The organism is Rhizobium sp. FKY42, assembly GCF_005222835.1.
Taxonomy (GTDB): domain Bacteria; phylum Pseudomonadota; class Alphaproteobacteria; order Rhizobiales; family Rhizobiaceae; genus Neorhizobium.
This window is the reverse complement of sequence record NZ_STGA01000029.1, coordinates 942,991-961,739: the sequence shown is the minus strand read 5'-3', so window position 1 is coordinate 961,739 and position 18,749 is coordinate 942,991. Positions and strand designations below refer to the sequence as shown.

Annotated in this window: 18 protein-coding genes; 17 read left to right on the top strand and 1 reads right to left on the bottom strand. The window is 57.2% G+C overall.

The genetic code is table 11. The features are described from left to right. Window positions 1-35 precede the first annotated feature (35 nt). Window positions 36-2,876, top strand: a complete 2,841-nt coding sequence (locus E8M78_RS15435; protein WP_137135833.1) for a [protein-PII] uridylyltransferase — start codon at window positions 36-38, stop codon at window positions 2,874-2,876. Beyond that, the gene (murJ, locus tag E8M78_RS15430) at window positions 2,873-4,468 is read left to right on the top strand and encodes a murein biosynthesis integral membrane protein MurJ (protein WP_137135832.1); all 1,596 of its coding nucleotides are present in this window, start codon (window positions 2,873-2,875) and stop codon (window positions 4,466-4,468) included. Before E8M78_RS15435 ends, murJ begins: the two co-directional genes overlap by 4 nt. Here murJ and E8M78_RS15425 read toward each other — a convergent pair. Further along, a complete protein-coding gene (locus E8M78_RS15425) occupies window positions 4,459-4,893 on the bottom strand; it encodes a DUF882 domain-containing protein (RefSeq protein WP_137135831.1) in 435 nt (144 codons plus the stop codon). The genes murJ and E8M78_RS15425 overlap by 10 nt on opposite strands. Before the next feature lie 371 nt (window positions 4,894-5,264). On the opposite strand from E8M78_RS15425, the gene trpS reads away from it, so the two are divergent. The 15 genes from trpS (at window position 5,265) to trmB (ending at window position 18,697) form a co-directional block, all read left to right on the top strand. Further along, window positions 5,265-6,329 carry a tryptophan--tRNA ligase gene (trpS, locus tag E8M78_RS15420; RefSeq protein WP_137135830.1) on the top strand — a complete coding sequence of 355 codons (1,065 nt, stop codon included), beginning with the start codon at window positions 5,265-5,267 and terminating at the stop codon, window positions 6,327-6,329. A 118-nt stretch (window positions 6,330-6,447) separates the two neighbouring features. Beyond that, window positions 6,448-6,939: a universal stress protein gene (locus E8M78_RS15415; RefSeq protein WP_137135829.1), complete on the top strand. Its 492-nt coding sequence runs from the start codon at window positions 6,448-6,450 to the stop codon at window positions 6,937-6,939. Between the two features lie 112 nt (window positions 6,940-7,051). Next, the gene (locus tag E8M78_RS15410) at window positions 7,052-7,618 is read left to right on the top strand and encodes a NifU family protein (RefSeq protein WP_062555197.1); all 567 of its coding nucleotides are present in this window, start codon (window positions 7,052-7,054) and stop codon (window positions 7,616-7,618) included. Window positions 7,619-7,624: 6 nt separating this feature from the next. Further along, window positions 7,625-8,284: a tRNA (adenosine(37)-N6)-threonylcarbamoyltransferase complex dimerization subunit type 1 TsaB gene (gene tsaB / locus E8M78_RS15405; protein ID WP_137135828.1), complete on the top strand. Its 660-nt coding sequence runs from the start codon at window positions 7,625-7,627 to the stop codon at window positions 8,282-8,284. 9 nt (window positions 8,285-8,293) lie between these two features. Continuing rightward, a complete protein-coding gene (locus E8M78_RS15400; protein ID WP_137135827.1) occupies window positions 8,294-8,788 on the top strand; it encodes an N-acetyltransferase in 495 nt (164 codons plus the stop codon). A 39-nt stretch (window positions 8,789-8,827) separates the two neighbouring features. Continuing rightward, a complete protein-coding gene (locus tag E8M78_RS15395; RefSeq protein WP_137135826.1) occupies window positions 8,828-9,256 on the top strand; it encodes a Fur family transcriptional regulator in 429 nt (142 codons plus the stop codon). After that, a complete protein-coding gene (locus E8M78_RS15390) occupies window positions 9,253-10,047 on the top strand; it encodes a 1-acyl-sn-glycerol-3-phosphate acyltransferase (protein ID WP_137135825.1) in 795 nt (264 codons plus the stop codon). Before E8M78_RS15395 ends, E8M78_RS15390 begins: the two co-directional genes overlap by 4 nt. Window positions 10,048-10,091: 44 nt before the next feature. Beyond that, window positions 10,092-11,495 (top strand): tRNA (N6-isopentenyl adenosine(37)-C2)-methylthiotransferase MiaB, encoded by a 1,404-nt coding sequence (gene miaB, locus E8M78_RS15385; protein WP_137135824.1) that lies wholly within the window; start codon window positions 10,092-10,094, stop codon window positions 11,493-11,495. Between the two features lie 35 nt (window positions 11,496-11,530). Next, window positions 11,531-12,589, top strand: a complete 1,059-nt coding sequence (locus tag E8M78_RS15380; protein ID WP_062555203.1) for a PhoH family protein — start codon at window positions 11,531-11,533, stop codon at window positions 12,587-12,589. A 14-nt stretch (window positions 12,590-12,603) separates the two neighbouring features. Continuing rightward, complete coding sequence (gene ybeY / locus E8M78_RS15375; RefSeq protein WP_137135823.1) at window positions 12,604-13,113, top strand: rRNA maturation RNase YbeY; 510 nt, start codon at window positions 12,604-12,606, stop codon at window positions 13,111-13,113. Window positions 13,114-13,123: 10 nt separating this feature from the next. Further along, window positions 13,124-14,287, top strand: coding sequence for a hemolysin family protein (locus tag E8M78_RS15370; protein WP_137135822.1), 1,164 nt, complete (start codon window positions 13,124-13,126; stop codon window positions 14,285-14,287). 100 nt (window positions 14,288-14,387) lie between these two features. Beyond that, window positions 14,388-15,989 carry an apolipoprotein N-acyltransferase gene (gene lnt, locus E8M78_RS15365; RefSeq protein ID WP_137135821.1) on the top strand — a complete coding sequence of 534 codons (1,602 nt, stop codon included), beginning with the start codon at window positions 14,388-14,390 and terminating at the stop codon, window positions 15,987-15,989. Between the two features lie 147 nt (window positions 15,990-16,136). Next, a complete protein-coding gene (locus tag E8M78_RS15360; RefSeq protein WP_137135820.1) occupies window positions 16,137-16,556 on the top strand; it encodes a helix-turn-helix domain-containing protein in 420 nt (139 codons plus the stop codon). 192 nt (window positions 16,557-16,748) lie between these two features. Next, window positions 16,749-17,987, top strand: coding sequence for a methionine adenosyltransferase (gene metK, locus E8M78_RS15355; RefSeq protein WP_137135819.1), 1,239 nt, complete (start codon window positions 16,749-16,751; stop codon window positions 17,985-17,987). 11 nt (window positions 17,988-17,998) lie between these two features. Continuing rightward, on the top strand, window positions 17,999-18,697 hold the full coding sequence (gene trmB / locus E8M78_RS15350; protein ID WP_137135818.1) for a tRNA (guanosine(46)-N7)-methyltransferase TrmB: 699 nt from the start codon (window positions 17,999-18,001) through the stop codon (window positions 18,695-18,697). Window positions 18,698-18,749 lie beyond the last annotated feature (52 nt).

The window sequence follows — 18,749 nt, the reverse complement described above, 5'->3', positions numbered from 1 at the left end:
GCTGTAGCGCAGGGTGCGGCACCCGGCGGGATAACATGGCAAGACACGAGATAGAATTTTCCGGACTTCTGGATGTAGCTCAATTGAGAAGGGACTGCGAGGCGGTTCTGGAACGAGGGGCCGACAAGATCCTGGAAATGCGAGCAGCCTTGCTGCCCGTTTTTCGCAAGGCAAGCAATGAAAGCCGTGACCGGGCCAGAGAGCTTCTGGCCGAGGATGGCAGCGGCCTGAACTGCGCAGAGCGTATTTCTTACGTTCAGGATCAGTTGATCACCATTATCTTCGAAACCGTAACCGCCAAGCTTTACCCAACAGCTGCGGCGCAGGTTTCAGTAACTGCAGTTGGTGGCTATGGCCGCGGCACGCTGGCGCCAGGGTCGGATATCGACCTGCTCTTCCTGTTGCCTGCCAAGAATACAGACGAAATGCGAAAGGCGATCGAGTTCCTGCTCTACGTTCTGTGGGATCTCGGTTTCAAGGTAGGCCACGCCACCCGCACCGTCGATGAGTGCATCGCACTGTCCAAGCAGGACATGACGATCCGCACCGCCGTGCTGGAGATGCGGTTCATCTGCGGTCGCAAGCTTTTGTCCGAAGAACTGCAGCATCGCTTCGATAGCGAAATCGTCGGTCATGGCGCCGAAGACTTCATCGCAGCAAAGCTCGGCGAGCGCGACCAGCGGCACCAGAAGGCTGGCGATACGCGCTACCTGGTTGAACCGAACGTCAAGGAAGGCAAGGGCGGGCTTCGCGATATCCAGACCCTGTTCTGGATTACCAAGTATCATTACCGTGTTCGGGACACTGCCCAGCTTGTGAAGCTCGGCGTCCTGTCTCGCCGTGAATGGCGCCTCTTCCAGAAGGCAGAAGATTTTCTCTGGGCCGTACGCTGCCAGATGCATTTCGTCACGGGGAAGGCAGAGGAACGCCTTTCTTTTGATATTCAGCGCGAGATCGCAGCCAATCTTGGCTATCATAACCGGCCTAATCTATCGGCCGTCGAACGCTTCATGAAGCACTACTTCCTTGTCACGAAGGATGTGGGGGATCTGACGCGCATCCTGTGCGCCGCGCTTGAAGAAGAACAGGCCAAGCCTGCCCCCGGTCTCACCGGCGTGATCGGGCGTTTCCGCCGTCGCGTGCGCAGGCTTCCCGGAAGCTCGGAATTCGTGGAAGATCGCGGCCGGATCGCACTGGCAGATCCCGAGGTCTTCAAGCGAGACCCGGTCAGCATCATCCGCCTGTTTCATGTGGCCGATCTCCATGGTCTTGAATATCATCCGGATGCGCTTCAGGCGATTACGCGCAGCCTGCATCTGATCGATGACAGATTGCGTGAGGATGCCGAAGCCAATCGGCTGTTTCTCTCGGTCCTCACATCACGGCTTGAACCGGCCTTGACGCTCAGGCGCATGAACGAATCTGGTGTTCTGGGGCGCTTCATTCCTGAGTTCGGCAAGATTGTCGCGATGATGCAGTTCAGCATGTACCACCATTACACAGTGGATGAGCATCTGATCCGCGCTGTCGAAGCCCTTTCCGATATCGACAAGGGGCGCTTTGCCGAAGAGCATCCGCTTGCCAACAAGCTGATGCCCTCAATCGAGGAGCGCGAGGCGCTCTATGTTGCCGTGCTTCTACACGACATCGCTAAGGGCAGGCAGGAGGATCACTCCATTGCCGGGGCGCGTGTTGCCCGCAAACTCGGCCCGCGTTTTGGTTTGAAGCCGAAGCAGGTGGAACTTGTTGCCTGGCTCATCGACCAGCACCTTCTGATGTCCATGGTTGCCCAGACCCGCGACCTGCATGATCGCAAGACCGTGACGGACTTCGCCGACAAGGTGCAATCATTGGACCGACTGAAGGCGCTGCTGGTCCTGACGATCTGCGATATCCGCGCTGTTGGGCCGGGTGTGTGGAACGGCTGGAAAGGCCAGTTGCTGCGCACGCTGTATTATGAGACGGAGCTCCTGCTGTCCGGCGGCTTCTCGGAGGTCTCCCGCAAGGAGCGTGCCAAGGCAGCGGAAGAGGCTCTGGCCAATGCTCTGGGTTCCTGGAGCCAGAAGGACCGCAAGACCTATTCAAAGCTACATTACCAGCCCTACCTCCTGTCCGTCGCGCTCGAAGACCAGTTGCGGCATGCGCAGTTTATTCGTGATGCGGATAAAGGCGGGCAGGCGCTGGCGACTATGGTGCGCACCGATAGTTTTCGAGCGATTACGGAAATCACGGTTCTGGCGCCTGACCATCCGCGCCTCTTGTCGATCATCGCAGGCGCCTGCGCTGCTGCGGGCTCCAACATTGCGGATGCGCAGATCTACACAACGACCGATGGCCGTGCTCTGGATACCATCCTCATCAACCGCGAATTCCCGGATGATGAGGATGAACTTCGACGCGCCAAGACCGTCTGCCGAATGATCGAGGACGTTCTGTCCGGCAAGAAGCGCTTGCCGGAAGTGATCGCAACAAGGGCAAAAGCCAAGAAGAAGAACAAGACCTTCACAGTTCACCCGTCTGTTACGATCTCGAACACCTTGTCGAACAAGTTCACGGTAATCGAGGTGGAGGGACTGGATCGCACCGGTCTCCTTGCCGATATCACAGTCGTCCTTGCCGATCTTTCGCTCGATATCCATTCTGCGCGCATTACCACCTTCGGCGAAAAGGTCATCGATACTTTTTATGTGACGGATCTGGTCGGGTCGAAAATCACCAATGAAAACAGGCAGGGCACAATCGTCCAGCGCCTGAAAACGGTGTTGACCGAGCAGGAGGATGAGCTTCGTCGAGGCATGCCATCGGGTATCATTGCGCCGGATCCGGTTGCGGTGCGGGCAGGCAATCCACCGCGCAAATCTCGGGCAGACGCATGAGCCTCGTCAAGAAGTTCGCGACCGTTGGCGGCGCAACGCTCGGCAGCCGCCTGTTCGGCTTTGCGCGTGAGACGCTGATGGCCGCGGCCCTTGGGACAGGCCCGATGGCGGACATCTTCTATGCGGCCTTCCGTTTTCCAAACCTCTTTCGCCGTCTCTTTGCCGAAGGTGCCTTCAATGCCGCCTTCGTACCGTTGTTTTCCAAGGAAATAGAGGCGAATGGCGTCGAGGGTGCCAAGCGCTTTTCGGAAGAAGTCTTCGGGGTCCTCTTCACGGCGCTGCTGGTTATTACCATCGGCATGCAGCTTTCCATGCCGCTTCTGGTGCGCTGGATCATAGCGCCGGGCTTTGCGGACGATCCGGAAAAGACAGCACTCACGGTGCGCATGGCGATCGTCATGTTCCCCTACCTCATGTGCATGTCGCTGACGGCCATGATGAGCGGCATGCTGAACTCACTTCATCATTTCTTCGCGGCAGCCATTGCGCCGGTCTTCCTGAACGTCATCATGATCGGCGCGCTCTTGTATGCGCTGTGGACCGGTGCCGATCCGCTGACGACAGGCTGGTACCTGTCCTGGAGCGTGCTCGCGGCAGGGGTCGTCCAGCTTGTCATTGTCTATTTCGGCGTACGCCATGCGGACATCCGTATCGGTTTCCGCCGACCGAAAATGACGCCGAACGTCAAGCGCCTGTTGGTTCTGGCTGTTCCGGCTGCAGTGACAGGCGGGATTACGCAGATCAACCAGATTATCGGGCAGGCTATTGCGTCCGGCAAGGAAGGCGCCATCGCGGCGCTCCAATATGCCGACCGCATCTACCAGCTGCCGCTGGGTGTGGTAGGCGTGGCTGTCGGTGTCGTGCTTCTGCCGGAACTGGCACGTGCCCTTAAGGGCGGGCACATGAAGGAGGCATCGAACATCCAGAACCGCTCTCTGGAATTCGTGCTGTTTCTGACGCTCCCCGCCGCTGCAGGCATCTGGATCCTGTCCGAAGCCATCATTCGCGTTCTCTACGAACGTGGAGCCTTCAGCGCTGATAATACCGCTGTCGTTGCGTCTATCCTCGCCATTTACGGTCTTGGTCTGCCGGGCTTTGTCATGATCAAGGCGCTGCAGCCGGGCTTTTACGCACGCGAAGATACCAAGACGCCGATGCGTTTCACCATCGTTTCGGTCGTGGTCAACTCCGCGCTCGCCATAAGCCTGTTTCCGTTAATCGCGGAAAGGGGCATTGCCACTGCTGAAGCTGCTGCAGGCTGGATCAACACCTGCCTGCTGTTCTTCACGCTGTGGAAGCGCGGCGATCTGACTTGGGAGTGGTCGTTTGCGCGGCGAGTGCTGATGCTTTTGATCGCAACGGCGATCATGAGCGCGGGACTGATCTACGCCATGCCCTATGCTGCGCCTTGGCTGACTCCGGAAAGCGGACTGTTGCATCAACTTGCGGCACTATTCGGTCTGATCGGACTGGCGATGGTGACCTATTTCGGCATTGCCTTCCTGATCGGCGGCGCCGATCTCGGCATGATCCGGCGAAATCTGAAGCGTGAAAAGCGGGCGCCTGCTCCTTCGGTAGACGATCAGCAATAGACCCAGCGACGCCTTGGCCCGACATCGACGTGGATGATGCCGTTGCAATAGCGTCCGATGCCGCCAATTCCGGGCGCGGTGCTGGCTGCTGCCACCACTTTGCGATCAGACACACCGGGAACCCGGATGTCGGCGGCCAGGCAATGGCTGTGCTGTGAGGCCCCGGCGCGGGGACGATGACCTGACGTGACGACGGGCTTGCGACCCGTCTGCTGCGCAATATGAGCGAGGATCGCCTCCAGCTTTTCGGGAAAGCATCCTGTCCGGACGCTGACTCTTTGTACCGTATACGCCGCGCTGTAATCGTGCTTGAACAAATTGGCCCGGCGTTTCTTGACGCCGTTGCTCTCTGTGGAGCCCTCTCCGGCAATGGCGGATGTGGCCGCGATGACGAGGCTGAGCCCCACATATAGAAGTAAACGCATTTGAACTCCGTAACTGTGCGGCCCTCGGACTGCCGCGAAAGAATGTGCGGAGCATTTCGTTTCTCAAAGTGACGTCAATAAGGACAAATTTGCTCAAATTAGAGAAGTCGCTGCCTTAATTGCTAAGATCCCTTAACCGTTAAAAAGTTTTCAACGCGCAAAATGGTTTGATCGTGGACTGCCTGTGGAAACGCAATTGTGGGATCTGATCCAGCAAGCATCCTGATGCCCTCTTGATCGGCTGCGAGCGTCGTGCTTCAAGCGCGCCTTGAAAACCCTGGCCGTCAGGGGCGGGACGCGGAAAGACTTCACCCTTTCCGATGTCTCGTTTCCGAAAGCCTGTGGCCCTCCACCAGCCTATCGAGGACGATATGAACAGCTTCAAACCGCTTGTCTTTTCCGGCGTACAACCGACCGGTAACCTGCATCTCGGAAACTATCTCGGCGCCATTCGCAAATTCGTGGCGCTTCAGGAGAACAACGACTGCATCTATTGCGTCGTGGACCTGCACGCCATCACCGCGCAACTCGTGCACGAGGATCTGAAAGGACAGATCCGTTCGATCGCAGCCGCCTTCATCGCGTCCGGTATCGACCCGGTAAAGCATATCGTTTTCAATCAGTCGGCAGTACCGCAGCATGCGGAACTGGCCTGGATCTTCAATTGCGTTGCGCGCATCGGCTGGATGAACCGTATGACGCAGTTCAAGGACAAGGCTGGCAAAGACCGCGAAAACGCATCTCTCGGCCTCCTCGCCTATCCAAGCCTGATGGCTGCAGATATTCTCGTTTACCGCGCGACCCATGTACCGGTCGGCGACGACCAGAAGCAGCATCTGGAACTGGCGCGTGATATCGCGCAGAAATTCAACATCGACTTCCAGGAGCGCATCCGCACCACGGGTCAGGGCGTCGATATGGTGGTGGGCGAAGAGCCGATCCATGGCTATTTCCCGCTGGTCGAGCCGCTGATCGATGGGCCGGCGCCACGCGTCATGAGCTTACGCGATGGCACCAAAAAGATGTCGAAGTCCGATCCGTCCGACCTGTCCCGCATCAACCTGATGGATGACGCTGACGAAATTCTCAAGAAGATCCGCAAGGCAAAGACGGATCCTGACGGTTTGCCGTCGGAAGTCGAAGGCTTGGCCGGACGCCCGGAAGCGGACAATCTGATCGGCATCTATGCCGCTCTTGCCGACAGAACGAAAGCCGATGTTCTGCAGGAATTCGGCGGTCAGCAATTTTCCGTTTTCAAGCCTGCACTGGCCGATCTGGCCGTTCAGGTTCTGGCGCCGATCAGTGCCGAAATGCGCCGTCTGCTTGGGGATACCTCACATATCGACGCAATCCTCAAGGATGGCGGTGAGCGCGCCCGCGCCCGCGCCGAAGCGGTGATGAACGACGTTTACGACATCGTGGGCTTCCTGCGCTGATAGGAAAGATCAGTTTCATGTGAGCCCGCCGGTGTCATCACCGGCGGGTTTTCATTTGGCGGTTTTCGTATAGATTTCGCAATCTCGATAGGATCGGTCGAGGTTGCGGAGGAGAAGCATGGTTTCAAAGCGACTGTCACGGCTGGAGGGACACCGGCGCAAGTTCATGGCTGTGATCGATGCTACGCCGGAATGCGAGCGCGCCGTACATTATGCGGGCCGCCGCGCCCAGAACACCAATGGCTCTCTGGTCATGCTCTATGTGATCCCCGAGGGGGATTTTCAGCAATGGCTGGGTGTCGAACAAATCATGCGTGCGGAGGCGCGTGAAGAAGCCGAGGCGGTGATGGCAAAGGTGGCGCAGAAAGTGCGCGAGACCATTGGTATCGACCCGGAAATCGTGATTCGCGAAGGAAATGCGGCTGAAGAGATCAATGCCGCGATCGAAGAAGACCGGGACATTGCCATTCTGGTTCTGGCTGCGGGTTCCGCAAAGGAAGGGCCGGGACCATTGGTCGCTTCTCTTGCCGGTCGCACCGCCGCTTTTCCCATTCCAGTAACGGTTTTGCCAGATACCTTGAGCGACGACGAAATCGACGCACTCTGCTGATCGCTCTTGACCCTCGTTGAGCAAAGGCGCACTTGAAGCGAAAGCTGAATGCGACTATCTTCTTTTGAAGAATTCTAAACTGGCGCTAAAAAAGCCGCCAAGGAGACGGGACATGTTCATCCAGACCGAAGCCACCCCGAACCCTGCAACGCTGAAGTTTTTGCCTGGCAAGGTGGTGATGGAAAAGGGCACCGCTGATTTCCGCTCTTCCGATGAAGCGCAGGCATCGCCGCTTGCAGCGCGCCTGTTCAATATTCCGGGCGTTACGGGCGTCTATTTCGGCTACGATTTCGTGACCGTCACGAAGGAAGCGCAGGAGTGGCAGCATCTGAAGCCAGCCATCCTCGGCTCCATCATGGAACACTTCATGTCCGGCCAGCCGGTCATGGGTGGTTCGGCAAGCTTTGCCGAAGCAACGGATGAGGAAGGCGAGTTCTTCGATGCAGGCGATGAAACCATAGTCGCCACGATCAAGGAACTGCTGGAAACACGCGTTCGTCCGGCTGTTGCGCAGGATGGCGGCGACATCACGTTCAAGGGCTTTCGTGAAGGAACTGTCTACCTGAACATGAAAGGCGCTTGCTCGGGTTGCCCGTCCTCGACGGCGACGTTGAAACACGGTGTCCAGAACCTGCTGCGCCACTTCGTGCCCGAAGTTCAGGCCGTCGAGGCGCTCTGATCCCCAATGAAGCTTCTGGCAATCGATACGGCCGGGGTGGATTGCTCCGCCGCAGTTCTTGATGCCACGACGGGGCAAATGCTCTCGGTCGTGAGCGAGCGGATCGGCAAAGGGCATGCAGAACGCCTGATGGCCATGGTTGAAGAAGCTGTGGGCACCGCCGATGTTCCGCTGAGTGGTATCGAGCGTATCGGCGTGACCATTGGTCCCGGCTCCTTCACCGGAATTCGTGTCGGTGTTGCCGCTGCCCGTGGGTTTGGCCTGGCCCTTGGCGTGGAGACGGTCGGCGTGTCGACCTTACACACGCTCGCGCAAATGCATCTCAATGCAAATTCATCTCATCCCGTCATTGCCGCCATGGATGCCAAACGAGACGAGATCTATGCGCAGGTCTTTGCGGTGGATGGTAAGCCACTTACCTCACCGCAAAGCATCGATGTCGAGCAACTCAGGCGTTGGGTCGACCATTTCGGAGCGAAGGTGACCGGCACCGCTTCGGCCTTGCTCGACGATGCAAATAAGACGGTTGAACCTGATCGGTTCGACATTGCAACTGTCGCCCGACTGGCGGCACTGGCCGACGTGGCTGTGGATTTGCCAAAACCTCTTTACCTGCGCGGGCCGGATGCTAAACCGCAGGATGGTTTTGCTCTGCTTCGTGCCTGACGAGACTTCATGTTTGAAGATTATCTGACTTGGAAACCGTTTTTCGACATCGTACCGATGCGGGATGCGGATGCGGCTGCCGTTTCGGAAATGCACGGGCAACGCTTTGCTCGCCAGTGGAGTGAGCAGGAAGTCCTGAACCTTCTCGAACAGTCGGGTGTCTTCGGCTTTTGCGCCATTCAGACGAATGCTTTCTTTAGCAGGCCGTTGGGTGGTTTCGTGCTCGCTCGTGAAGCGGCTGGCGAATCGGAAATTCTCACGATTGCTGTTGGCGAAAAAGTCGGTCGCTCAGGCCTCGGCTGGCGGCTCATGCAGGCGGCGCTTCGCGATGCCGTGGACCGCGGCGCGGAAGAGATGTTCCTGGAAGTCGAGGAAACCAACGACCCAGCTGTCGGCCTTTATCGCAGGCTTGGCTTCGAGCAGGTTGCTCGCAGACCTGCCTATTATGCGAGCGCCGATGGAACGCGCTCCGCGGCGCTTGTCATGAAGCGCGATCTTCGCTAGTCCCTTGACGATGACGGGAGCGCGCAAGGCCGTGACACGATGACCGATTTGACCAAATCGCTGGAAGAGCTTTGTGCTCAAAAGGGCATGCGCATGACCGAGCAGCGCCGCGTGATCGCGCGGACCCTGCAGCAATCCGATGATCATCCGGACGTTGAGGAGCTTTATCGACGCTCCAGCAAGATTGATCCGCGCATTTCGATTTCGACTGTCTATCGCACGGTCAAGCTGTTCGAGGATGCAGGCATCATCGAGAAGCATGATTTTCGCGATGGCCGCTCGCGCTACGAAACGGTACCGGAAGAGCATCATGATCATATGATCGATGTGAAGACCGGCACGGTGATAGAGTTTCATTCTGCTGAGATCGAGGCTCTGCAGGAGCGCATAGCGCGCGAGCATGGCTTCCGGCTCGTGGGCCATCGCCTCGAACTTTACGGAATCCCGCTCGACAAGGACGACACGTGATCGCCTGGTTGCGAATCGTCGCGATTGTTCTCATCCTCGCAATCGTCACACTCTGTTTGCTACCGGTGCAACTGCTCGGACTGAAGTTCGACTGGCGCCTGCGACGGACCCTGCCACGTTTGTGGCATAGGGCGGCCTGTCGGCTTCTTGGCATCCATGTTCGCACTCATGGGGGCCTTGAAGCGCGCCGCCCGCTGATGATTGCCGCAAACCATGCATCCTGGAAAGATATTCTTGTTCTCGGCTCTGTCGCGGATGTTGTCTATGTGGCCAAGTCGGAGGTCGCGAACTGGCCTGTTTTCGGCGTTCTGGCCAAGCTTCAGAAGACGATATTTGTCGAGCGCGAACAGAAGCGCAAAGCCGGGGATCAGGTGAACGAGATCGCATCGCGGCTTGGCGGCGGCGAGATCGTCGTCCTCTTCCCTGAAGGGACGACATCCGATGGCAACCGCCTGCTCGATGTCAAATCATCGCTTTTCGGGGCAGCCAGTGCCGCCGTTGCGTCCTCACCAGATGGTGTGGTCTATGTGCAGCCGGTTTCCATTGCCTATACGGGTATCTATGGAATGCCCATGGGGCGTTATCATCGACCGATCGCAGCATGGCCCGGTGATATAGAGCTTACTCCCCACCTTATGGGCGTCTTGAAAGCGGAAGCGCTGGAAGTCGACGTGGATTTCGGTGAGGCTGTCGAGTTTCGCGCAGACACGAACCGCAAGGTTGCCGGCGCATCGGTCGTCTCGCGCCTGCGCACCATGCTCAATCAGCGCCTTTACCCGCGCTCCGGCTGAAACAACCCTTCATTTCCGGGCGATCTTGCAGTAAAGAACCCGCCATGACCGACCAGACAACACTCATCCCGAACCCGGTGGCTCAGGCCGCTGACCGCACCAATACACGCAAGGTGTTCATCAAGACCTACGGGTGTCAGATGAATGTCTACGATTCCGTGCGTATGGGCGACGCGCTTGCCAGCGAAGGCTATGTCACAACCGATAGGGCTGAGGACGCTGACCTCGTACTGTTGAACACCTGTCATATCCGCGAAAAGGCGGCCGACAAGGTCTATTCCGCTCTGGGCCGTTTGCGCGACATGAAGAAAGAGCGCAATGCCGAGGGCAGGGAGCTGATGGTCGGTGTCACCGGCTGTGTTGCGCAGGCAGAAGGCGAGGAAATTCTGCGCCGCTCCTCCGCAGTCGATGTCGTCATCGGTCCGCAGACCTACCACCGCCTGCCGCAAGCTCTCAAGCGCGCGCGTCAGGGTGAACGTGTCGTGGATACCGATTACGCGGTCGAAGACAAATTCGAACACCTGCCGGTGCCGGACAAGAAGGTGATCCGCTCGCGCGGCGTCACATCCTTCCTGACGGTGCAGGAGGGATGTGACAAGTTCTGCACCTTCTGCGTCGTCCCCTATACCCGCGGTTCCGAGGTTTCCCGTCCACTGGCGCAGATACTCGACGAGGCGAAACAGCTGGCTGATGCTGGCGTCCGTGAGATCACACTGCTGGGGCAGAACGTCAATGCATGGCATGGAACAGGACCGGATGGTTCAACCTGGGGGCTTGGCGACCTGCTTTATCGGCTGGCGGAAATTCCGGGCCTTGCGCGACTTCGCTACACGACAAGCCATCCCCGTGACATGGATGATCGGTTGATTGAGGCCCATCGCGACCTGCGTGCTCTCATGCCCTATTTGCATCTTCCGGTGCAGGCTGGATCGGATCGGGTCCTCAAGGCAATGAACCGGCGTCATACGGCGGAGGAGTATATTCGCCTGATCGAACGCATTCGCGCGGCGCGCCCGGATATTGCTCTTTCCGGCGACTTCATCGTCGGCTTCCCTGGCGAGACGGATGCCGAATTCGAGGATACGCTGAAGCTGGTGGAAACAGTTCGTTATGCGCAATCCTTCTCGTTCAAATATTCGACACGGCCGGGAACGCCGGGCGCGGAGCTCGGTTCTCAGGTAGCGGAAGAGGTCAAGGCAGAGCGGCTGGAAAGGCTGCAGGCATTGCTCTTGAAGCAGCAGCATGAATTCGCCGAATCATGCGTCGGCAAGGTCATCGATATCCTGCTTGAAAAGCCGGGTCGCATGCCCGAACAGCTAATTGGTCGTTCTCCGTGGCTGCAATCTGTGAATGTTGATGCAAAATCATCGCAAATCGGTGACATTATTTCTGTACGAATCGTCGGCACCGGACCAAACAGCTTGTTTGCGGAGCGGATTGAGCGTTAAACTCTGACCATCGATCCTGTTGGGAGCATGCCTACTTGAACGGACGTGAACTGGTACAATCCTCATCATCGCGCAACACCCGCACCGCTGCGATAGACGCCAATCACTTCGTTTTGACGTTTGAGAACAACAGGCTGGCAAGCGAACTGTTCGGTCAGTTCGACCAGCACCTGAAGCTTCTCGAAGAACGTCTTCACATTGATGCCCGCGCCCGCGGCAATTCCGTCAGCATTACCGGTGAGCTTCAGGCGACCAATCAGGCGCGCCGCGCTCTCGATTTCCTGTATGAGCGTCTTCAAAAGGGCGGCTCCGTAGAAGTCTCGGACGTGGAAGGAGCCATTCGCATGGCAGTGGCAGCCGATGACCAGTTGACGCTTCCGACGCTCGAGCGGAAGGCGAAGCTCTCCATGGCGCAGATCTCCACGCGCAAGAAAACCATTTCGGCGCGCACTCCGACCCAAGACGCCTATATGCGCGCACTGGAGCGCTCCGAACTCGTCTTCGGCGTCGGTCCGGCTGGCACTGGCAAAACCTATCTCGCTGTCGCTCATGCCGCGCAACTTCTGGAACGCGGCGCAGTCGACAAGATCATCCTGTCGCGTCCCGCCGTGGAAGCGGGAGAGCGTCTGGGCTTTCTGCCCGGTGATATGAAGGAGAAGGTCGATCCCTACCTTCGTCCACTCTATGACGCCCTCTATGACATGATGCCCGGCGATAAGGTGGAGCGCGCCATTACCGCTGGCGTGATCGAAATCGCGCCACTGGCTTTCATGCGCGGACGTACCCTTGCCAATGCGGCGGTCATTCTGGACGAAGCGCAGAACACGACATCCATGCAGATGAAGATGTTCCTGACCCGTCTCGGGGAAAATTCGCGGATGATCATCACGGGCGACCCGAGCCAGGTCGACCTGCCGCGCGGCGTGAAGTCCGGCCTTGTGGAAGCATTGCAGATTCTGAAGGGCGTTGAGGGGATTTCCGTGATCCGCTTCAAGGATACCGATGTTGTCCGCCACCCGTTGGTTGGCCGGATCGTTCAGGCCTATGATGCGCAATATGCCGTGCATGAGGAAAGCGAGGCTGCGGATTCGTAAGAATCCCATTTGCTATGCCTGAACTCGATATACAGATCAGCGTCGAAGACGAGCGCTGGGGTGAGGAAGACGGATTGCTGGCAACGGCAGACAAGGTGCTGGCATTGGCTGCCAGTTATCTTGCAGACCACGAAAAACAGCCCTTTCCTCCTCATGCCGTGGAGCTTTCACTTGTCTTCACAAACGACGAATCGATCCGCGAAATCAACGCCGAGTGGCGGGGCAAGGACAAGCCGACCAATGTGCTCTCTTTCCCTGCATTCTCCATCACGCCCGGAAAGAAACCGGGTCCGATGCTGGGTGATATCGTTATTGCCCGTGAGACCGTCGAGCGGGAAGCGCTTGACCTTGAGAAGCCTTTTGAGGACCATTTGACCCATCTGATGGTGCATGGATTTTTGCATTTGTTCGGCTACGATCATTTGAATGATGAAGAAGCAGAACAAATGGAAGCGCTGGAGACTCGCATTTTGGCGGAACTCGGCCTATCTGATCCCTATGCGGGACAGGACCCGATAGTGTAAACTTGGAACCATGAACGAGATTTCTACCAGCGCCGCGCATAGCGGTACCGAAGCGGATCAGTCATCTTCTGATGAAGGCGGCAGTCCGTTAAAACGTGAGGCGAGCAGTCGCAACGGCAATTCCTTCTGGGCGAGAGCCATACGGCTTCTGCGCCCGGCGCAAGGCGAGCGGCTCCGCGAAGATCTGGCCGATGCGCTTTTGACCGATACTGCGGTCAGTGCGGCATTCTCGCCTGAAGAGCGCGACATGTTGCACAATATCCTTCGTTTCCGGGAGGTCCGGATCGAGGATGTCATGGTACCGCGTGCCGATATCGAGGCAATCGATATTACGATGACACTGGGTGAGTTGCTGATCCACTTCGAGGAAACGGGTCGCTCTCGTATGCCGGTTTACAGCGAAACGCTGGATGACCCCCGTGGCTTCGTCCATATCCGCGACCTTCTATCCTATCTTGCCAAACAGGCGCGCAACAAGCGAAAGACCTCGACCGCCAAGACGGTGCAGGTGGATGTGGCGCCAGATGCGGTTTTGAAGGAAAAGCCTGCACGCGTGCCAAGACCGGCCTTCGATCTGGGACGCGTCGATCTCAGCAAGACCGTGGCGGAGGCGGGCCTCATTCGCAAAGTGTTGTTTGTTCCGCCATCCATGCTCGCGTCGGACCTTCTGCGAACCATGCAGGCAACCCGCACCCAAATGGCGCTGGTCATCGACGAATATGGCGGCACGGATGGACTGGTAAGTCACGAAGACATCGTCGAAATGGTCATTGGTGATGTCGATGATGAGCATGACGATGAAGAAGTCATGTTCTCTCGCATCGGCGAGGATATCTGGCTTGCCGATGCCCGTGTCGAACTGGAAGAGATCGCGGAAGCGATCGGGCCGGACTTTGACGTTGCCGAGCAATTGGAGGACGTCGATACGCTGGGAGGGCTGATCTTTTCGGCGCTCGGTCGCATTCCGGTTCGCGGAGAATTGGTTCAGGCGGTGCCTGGTTTCGAATTTCAGATTCTCGATGCCGATCCACGACGGATCAAGCGTGTCCGCATCGTTCGGCGCAAGCAGATCGTCGCGCGTCGTCGCTCGCCCAAGGGAGAGCACGAAGCGCCGATTTCCGAACCTGAGGCAGTCGCATCAACGCCACGCGCTGAAGAGCAGACATCTTCCTGATGACCTTTTGACCCTTTGGGCCTTCCTGCTAAACAGTTGGCGGGCAGGCCGCACCTTATCGGCCGAATCGATTCGTTGAGCGGATCCGAAAGGGGTGGGAATGGAGCGTCTGGCGGGTAGGGTCATTCTGCTATGGGGCTTTCGTCGGGCTCTGCTTGCTGTTTTCGCCGGAGCTATCGGAGCTTTGGCCCTTCCTCCGTTCTCGTTTGTCGCAGCCCTGTTTGTCTCCTTTACGCTTCTTGTCTGGCTGATGGACGGATGTGCCAGTGCGCCCGGAACCGGCCTCCTGGGACGGTGCCGATCGAGCTTCTCCCTCGGCTGGCTTTTTGGTTTTGGTTACTTCGTTGCCGGACTCTGGTGGCTGGGCAATGCGCTGCTGGTGGACGGTGATGAATTTGCCTGGGCGCTGCCTTTGGCCATATTCGGTCTGCCTGCGTTCCTTGCGCTTTATTATGGCTTCGCGACAATGCTGGCAGGTCTTCTGTGGTCGGAGGGCTTTGGCCGTTTGGCGGCGCTCGCCGTTAGCTTTGCTCTAGCGGAATGGCTGCGTGGAATTCTGCTGACGGGCTTTCCGTGGAACGCCATCGGCTACGGCGTCATGCCGATCCCGATCATGATGCAATCCGCGCACGCCATAGGTGTTCTGGGCGTGACTGCTTGCGCAGTCGTTGTTTTATCGACACCCGCACTTTTCGGAACGCGTCGCGGATTGATAACGGGTGTCGTTCTGTCGCTTCTGTTGACCTGCGCCCATTTTGGTTACGGCTATTACCGATTGAACCAGCCTCTCCTGAACGACCCAAAAGCCTCTGATACGCCTTTTACCATAAGGATCGTTCAACCCTCCATTGATCAGGCCCGAAAGATGGACAGCAGGGAGCGGCAGGCCGTTTTCGAAGAGCATCTATCACTGTCATCGCAACCCCCGAAGCCGGGCCAGAGAAGACCGGATATCATTGTCTGGCCGGAAACTTCGGTGCCGTTCCTTCTGACGGAAAATCGCGATGCGCTTTCACGTATTGCAGATGTATTGAGCGATGGGCAGGTGTTGATTGCGGGTGTGGTGCGAGCTGAAGGAGGAGCCGCGGGCCAGCCGACCCGCTACTACAATTCGATTTATGCGATTGACAGCCAAGGGCAGATCATTGGCGCTGCCGACAAAGTTCACCTCACGCCCTTTGGCGAATATCTTCCCTATGAGGCGCTTTGGAACTCGATCGGAATCGGCAATATCGTCAATATGCCTGGTGGCTTCACTGCTGGTTCTACCCGCTCACCCATTACGTTACCAGACGGTAAATCCCTTTATCCGCTGATCTGCTACGAGGCGATATTCCCTGATGAGATCACATCCGATATTGCTAAGGCCTCTTTCGTCCTCAACCTGACGAATGACGCCTGGTTTGGAGATACGCCGGGCCCCTACCAGCACTTTCTCCAATCCCGCCTGCGTGCCGTTGAAACCGGTCTTCCTCTGATTCGTGCCGCGAACAGCGGGGTTTCTGCAATCATAAATCCTCATGGTGAAATCTTGCGGGGTCTTGATTTTGGTCAGAAAGGGTTTCTCGATTCCACCTTGAGTGGACTTTATGTCTCTGATTGGAACAGCTTTACCCGCAACACCAATCTTGGGTTGATTTTACTATCACTGTTTTTGATTGCAGGTATTTCGCGCGTAGGTTACAAAATAATGCTCAATTGACCGCAAACCCCTAAAATTGCATAGTACCAACGCACTTCGTGCCGCCTTATTGCAATCAGCCGTTTGGGCAGCGGGTATTAGCAATATAGTATATTTGCACGTTCTGCGGGCTGTGGGGACAATTGAGAAAAAATTAGGACGCGTGAAATGATGGAAAATAAGAAGAAGCCGAATCCGATTGATATACACGTCGGAAGCCGCATCCGACTTCGGCGCACGATGCTGGGGATGAGTCAGGAGAAGCTGGGAGAAAGTCTCGGCATCACCTTTCAGCAAATCCAGAAATACGAAAAGGGCACCAACCGTGTCGGCGCGAGCCGGTTGCAGAATATTTCGAGCATACTGAATGTACCCGTTTCATTTTTTTTCGAAGATGCGCCAGGTGAGCAATCTTCCGCTCCGGGCGGTATGGCAGAGGCATCGAGTTCAAACTATGTGGTCGATTTCCTTTCCTCGTCGGAAGGTCTTCAACTGAACCGCGCTTTCGTCAAGATTTCGGATCCCAAGGTCCGTCGCAAGGTTGTGGACCTTGTGAAGGCCTTGGCCGCCGACGGTGAAGTGGACTGACCTCGCACCACATTGTTCGGGAAAAGCGGTCGAAAGGCCGCTTTTTTTCGTTTGGTGCAGAAAAAATAGCGAAAGCTACCCTTCTTAAACCAGCTCATGCCATATAAAGATATATTTATGTGGTTCTGTCCTTGTCATGACGGTTGGAAGTGACTAGGACAGTTGCGGTTTGTTCTTGAGGGGAATCCCAGCATGCGCGCCAATTACCTGTTCACCAGCGAGTCTGTCGCAGAAGGCCATCCTGACAAGGTTTGCGATCGTATTTCTGACGAAATCGTGGATCTCGTCTATCGTGAAGCGGCAAAGACCGGGGTCGATCCCTGGAAAGTGCGTATCGCCTGCGAGACGCTTGCGACGACGAACCGTGTGGTCATCGCCGGTGAAGTTCGCCTGCCGCCGAGCCTGATGAAACAGGACAAGAACGGCAACGAGGTTATCAATCCCTCGAAATTCAAGGCTGCGGCGCGCCGCGCGATCAAGGACATCGGCTACGAGCAGGATGGCTTCAACTGGCGTACCGCCAAGATCGACGTTCTGCTGCATTCCCAGTCCGCCGATATTGCCCAGGGCGTGGATAGCGCCGCCGACCATCAGGGCAATGAGGGTGCTGGCGACCAGGGCATCATGTTTGGTTACGCCTGCAATGAGACACCGGACCTGATGCCGGCGCCGATATACTATTCACACCGTATTTTGCAGTTGCTCGCAACAGCACGCAAGAAGGGCGAAGGCGATGTGGGTAAACTGGGCCCGGATGCCAAGAGCCAGGTTACCGTGCGCTATGTCGACGGAAAGCCCACGGAAGCCGTATCCATCGTTCTTTCCACGCAACATCTCGACGAAAGCTGGGACTCTGCCAAGGTTCGCAAGGTTGTCGAACCCTATATCCGGGAAGCGCTCGGTGATCTGAAGATTGCCGACGATTGCAAGTGGTACATCAACCCAACCGGAAAATTCGTCATCGGTGGACCGGACGGAGACGCAGGCCTGACAGGCCGAAAGATCATCGTAGATACCTATGGTGGTGCAGCGCCCCACGGCGGCGGTGCCTTCTCGGGCAAGGATACGACGAAGGTCGATCGTTCGGCTGCCTATGCTGCACGCTACATCGCGAAAAATGTCGTGGCAGCAGGATTGTCCGAAAGGTGCACGATCCAATTGTCCTACGCGATCGGTATCGCTCAGCCGCTGTCGATCTATGTTGACCTGCACGGTACTGGCAAGGTAACCGAAGACCAGGTCGAGGCGGCTATCCGTCAGGTGATCGATTTGTCGCCAACTGGCATTCGCCGTCATCTCGATCTCAACAAGCCGATCTATGCAAAGACGGCTTCCTATGGACATTTCGGGCGCAAGGCTGGCCGCGACGGTTCATTCTCCTGGGAGAAGCTGGATCTCGTGAAGCCGCTCAAGGAAGCTCTGAAAAACTGAGGATAGAAGCGATGGACTCCGAACGTCGGTCGCGCGCCACCGAGGCGTTCTTCGGCCGGCGCAAGGGTAAGCCATTGCGGGAGCGGCAGGCCGACATGATGGCCACCAGACTCCCGGAACTGAAGGTGGACTTGTCCCAGCCCGCGCCCGCGGTACTGGGGCAAATCTTCCCGAAGCCCGTTGAGCGTATTCGTCTGGAAATTGGCTTTGGCGGTGGAGAGCATCTCATCCACCGTGCCAAGGAAAATGCTAGAACCGGTTTCATCGGTGTCGAGCCCTTCATCAATTCTATGGCAAAATTGCTGGCCCATGTCGAAGAAGCGGGCGTGAACAACATCCGTCTTTACGACGATGATGCAACAGTCCTCTTGGACTGGCTTCCTGACGCATCACTGGATCAGATTGATCTTTTGTATCCGGATCCCTGGCCAAAGAAAAAGCACTGGAAGCGTCGCTTTGTGTCGCAGGTCAATCTCAACCGCTTCCATCGTGTCTTGAAGCCGGGCGGCCTGTTTTGCTTTGCCTCCGACATCGACACCTACGTCAACTGGACATTGCAACATACCCATTCGCATGGCGGTTTCGCCTGGACGGCGCAGGAGCCGTGTGACTGGCTGACGCCCTTTACGAACTGGCCCAGCACGCGTTACGAGGCGAAGGCACGGCGAGAGGGGCGTTCATCCGCCTATCTCACCTTCAAACGCGTCTGACGCGCGTAGGATTTAGCCTATGCCATCTGCCCACGATGATGGCCGCCTGGAC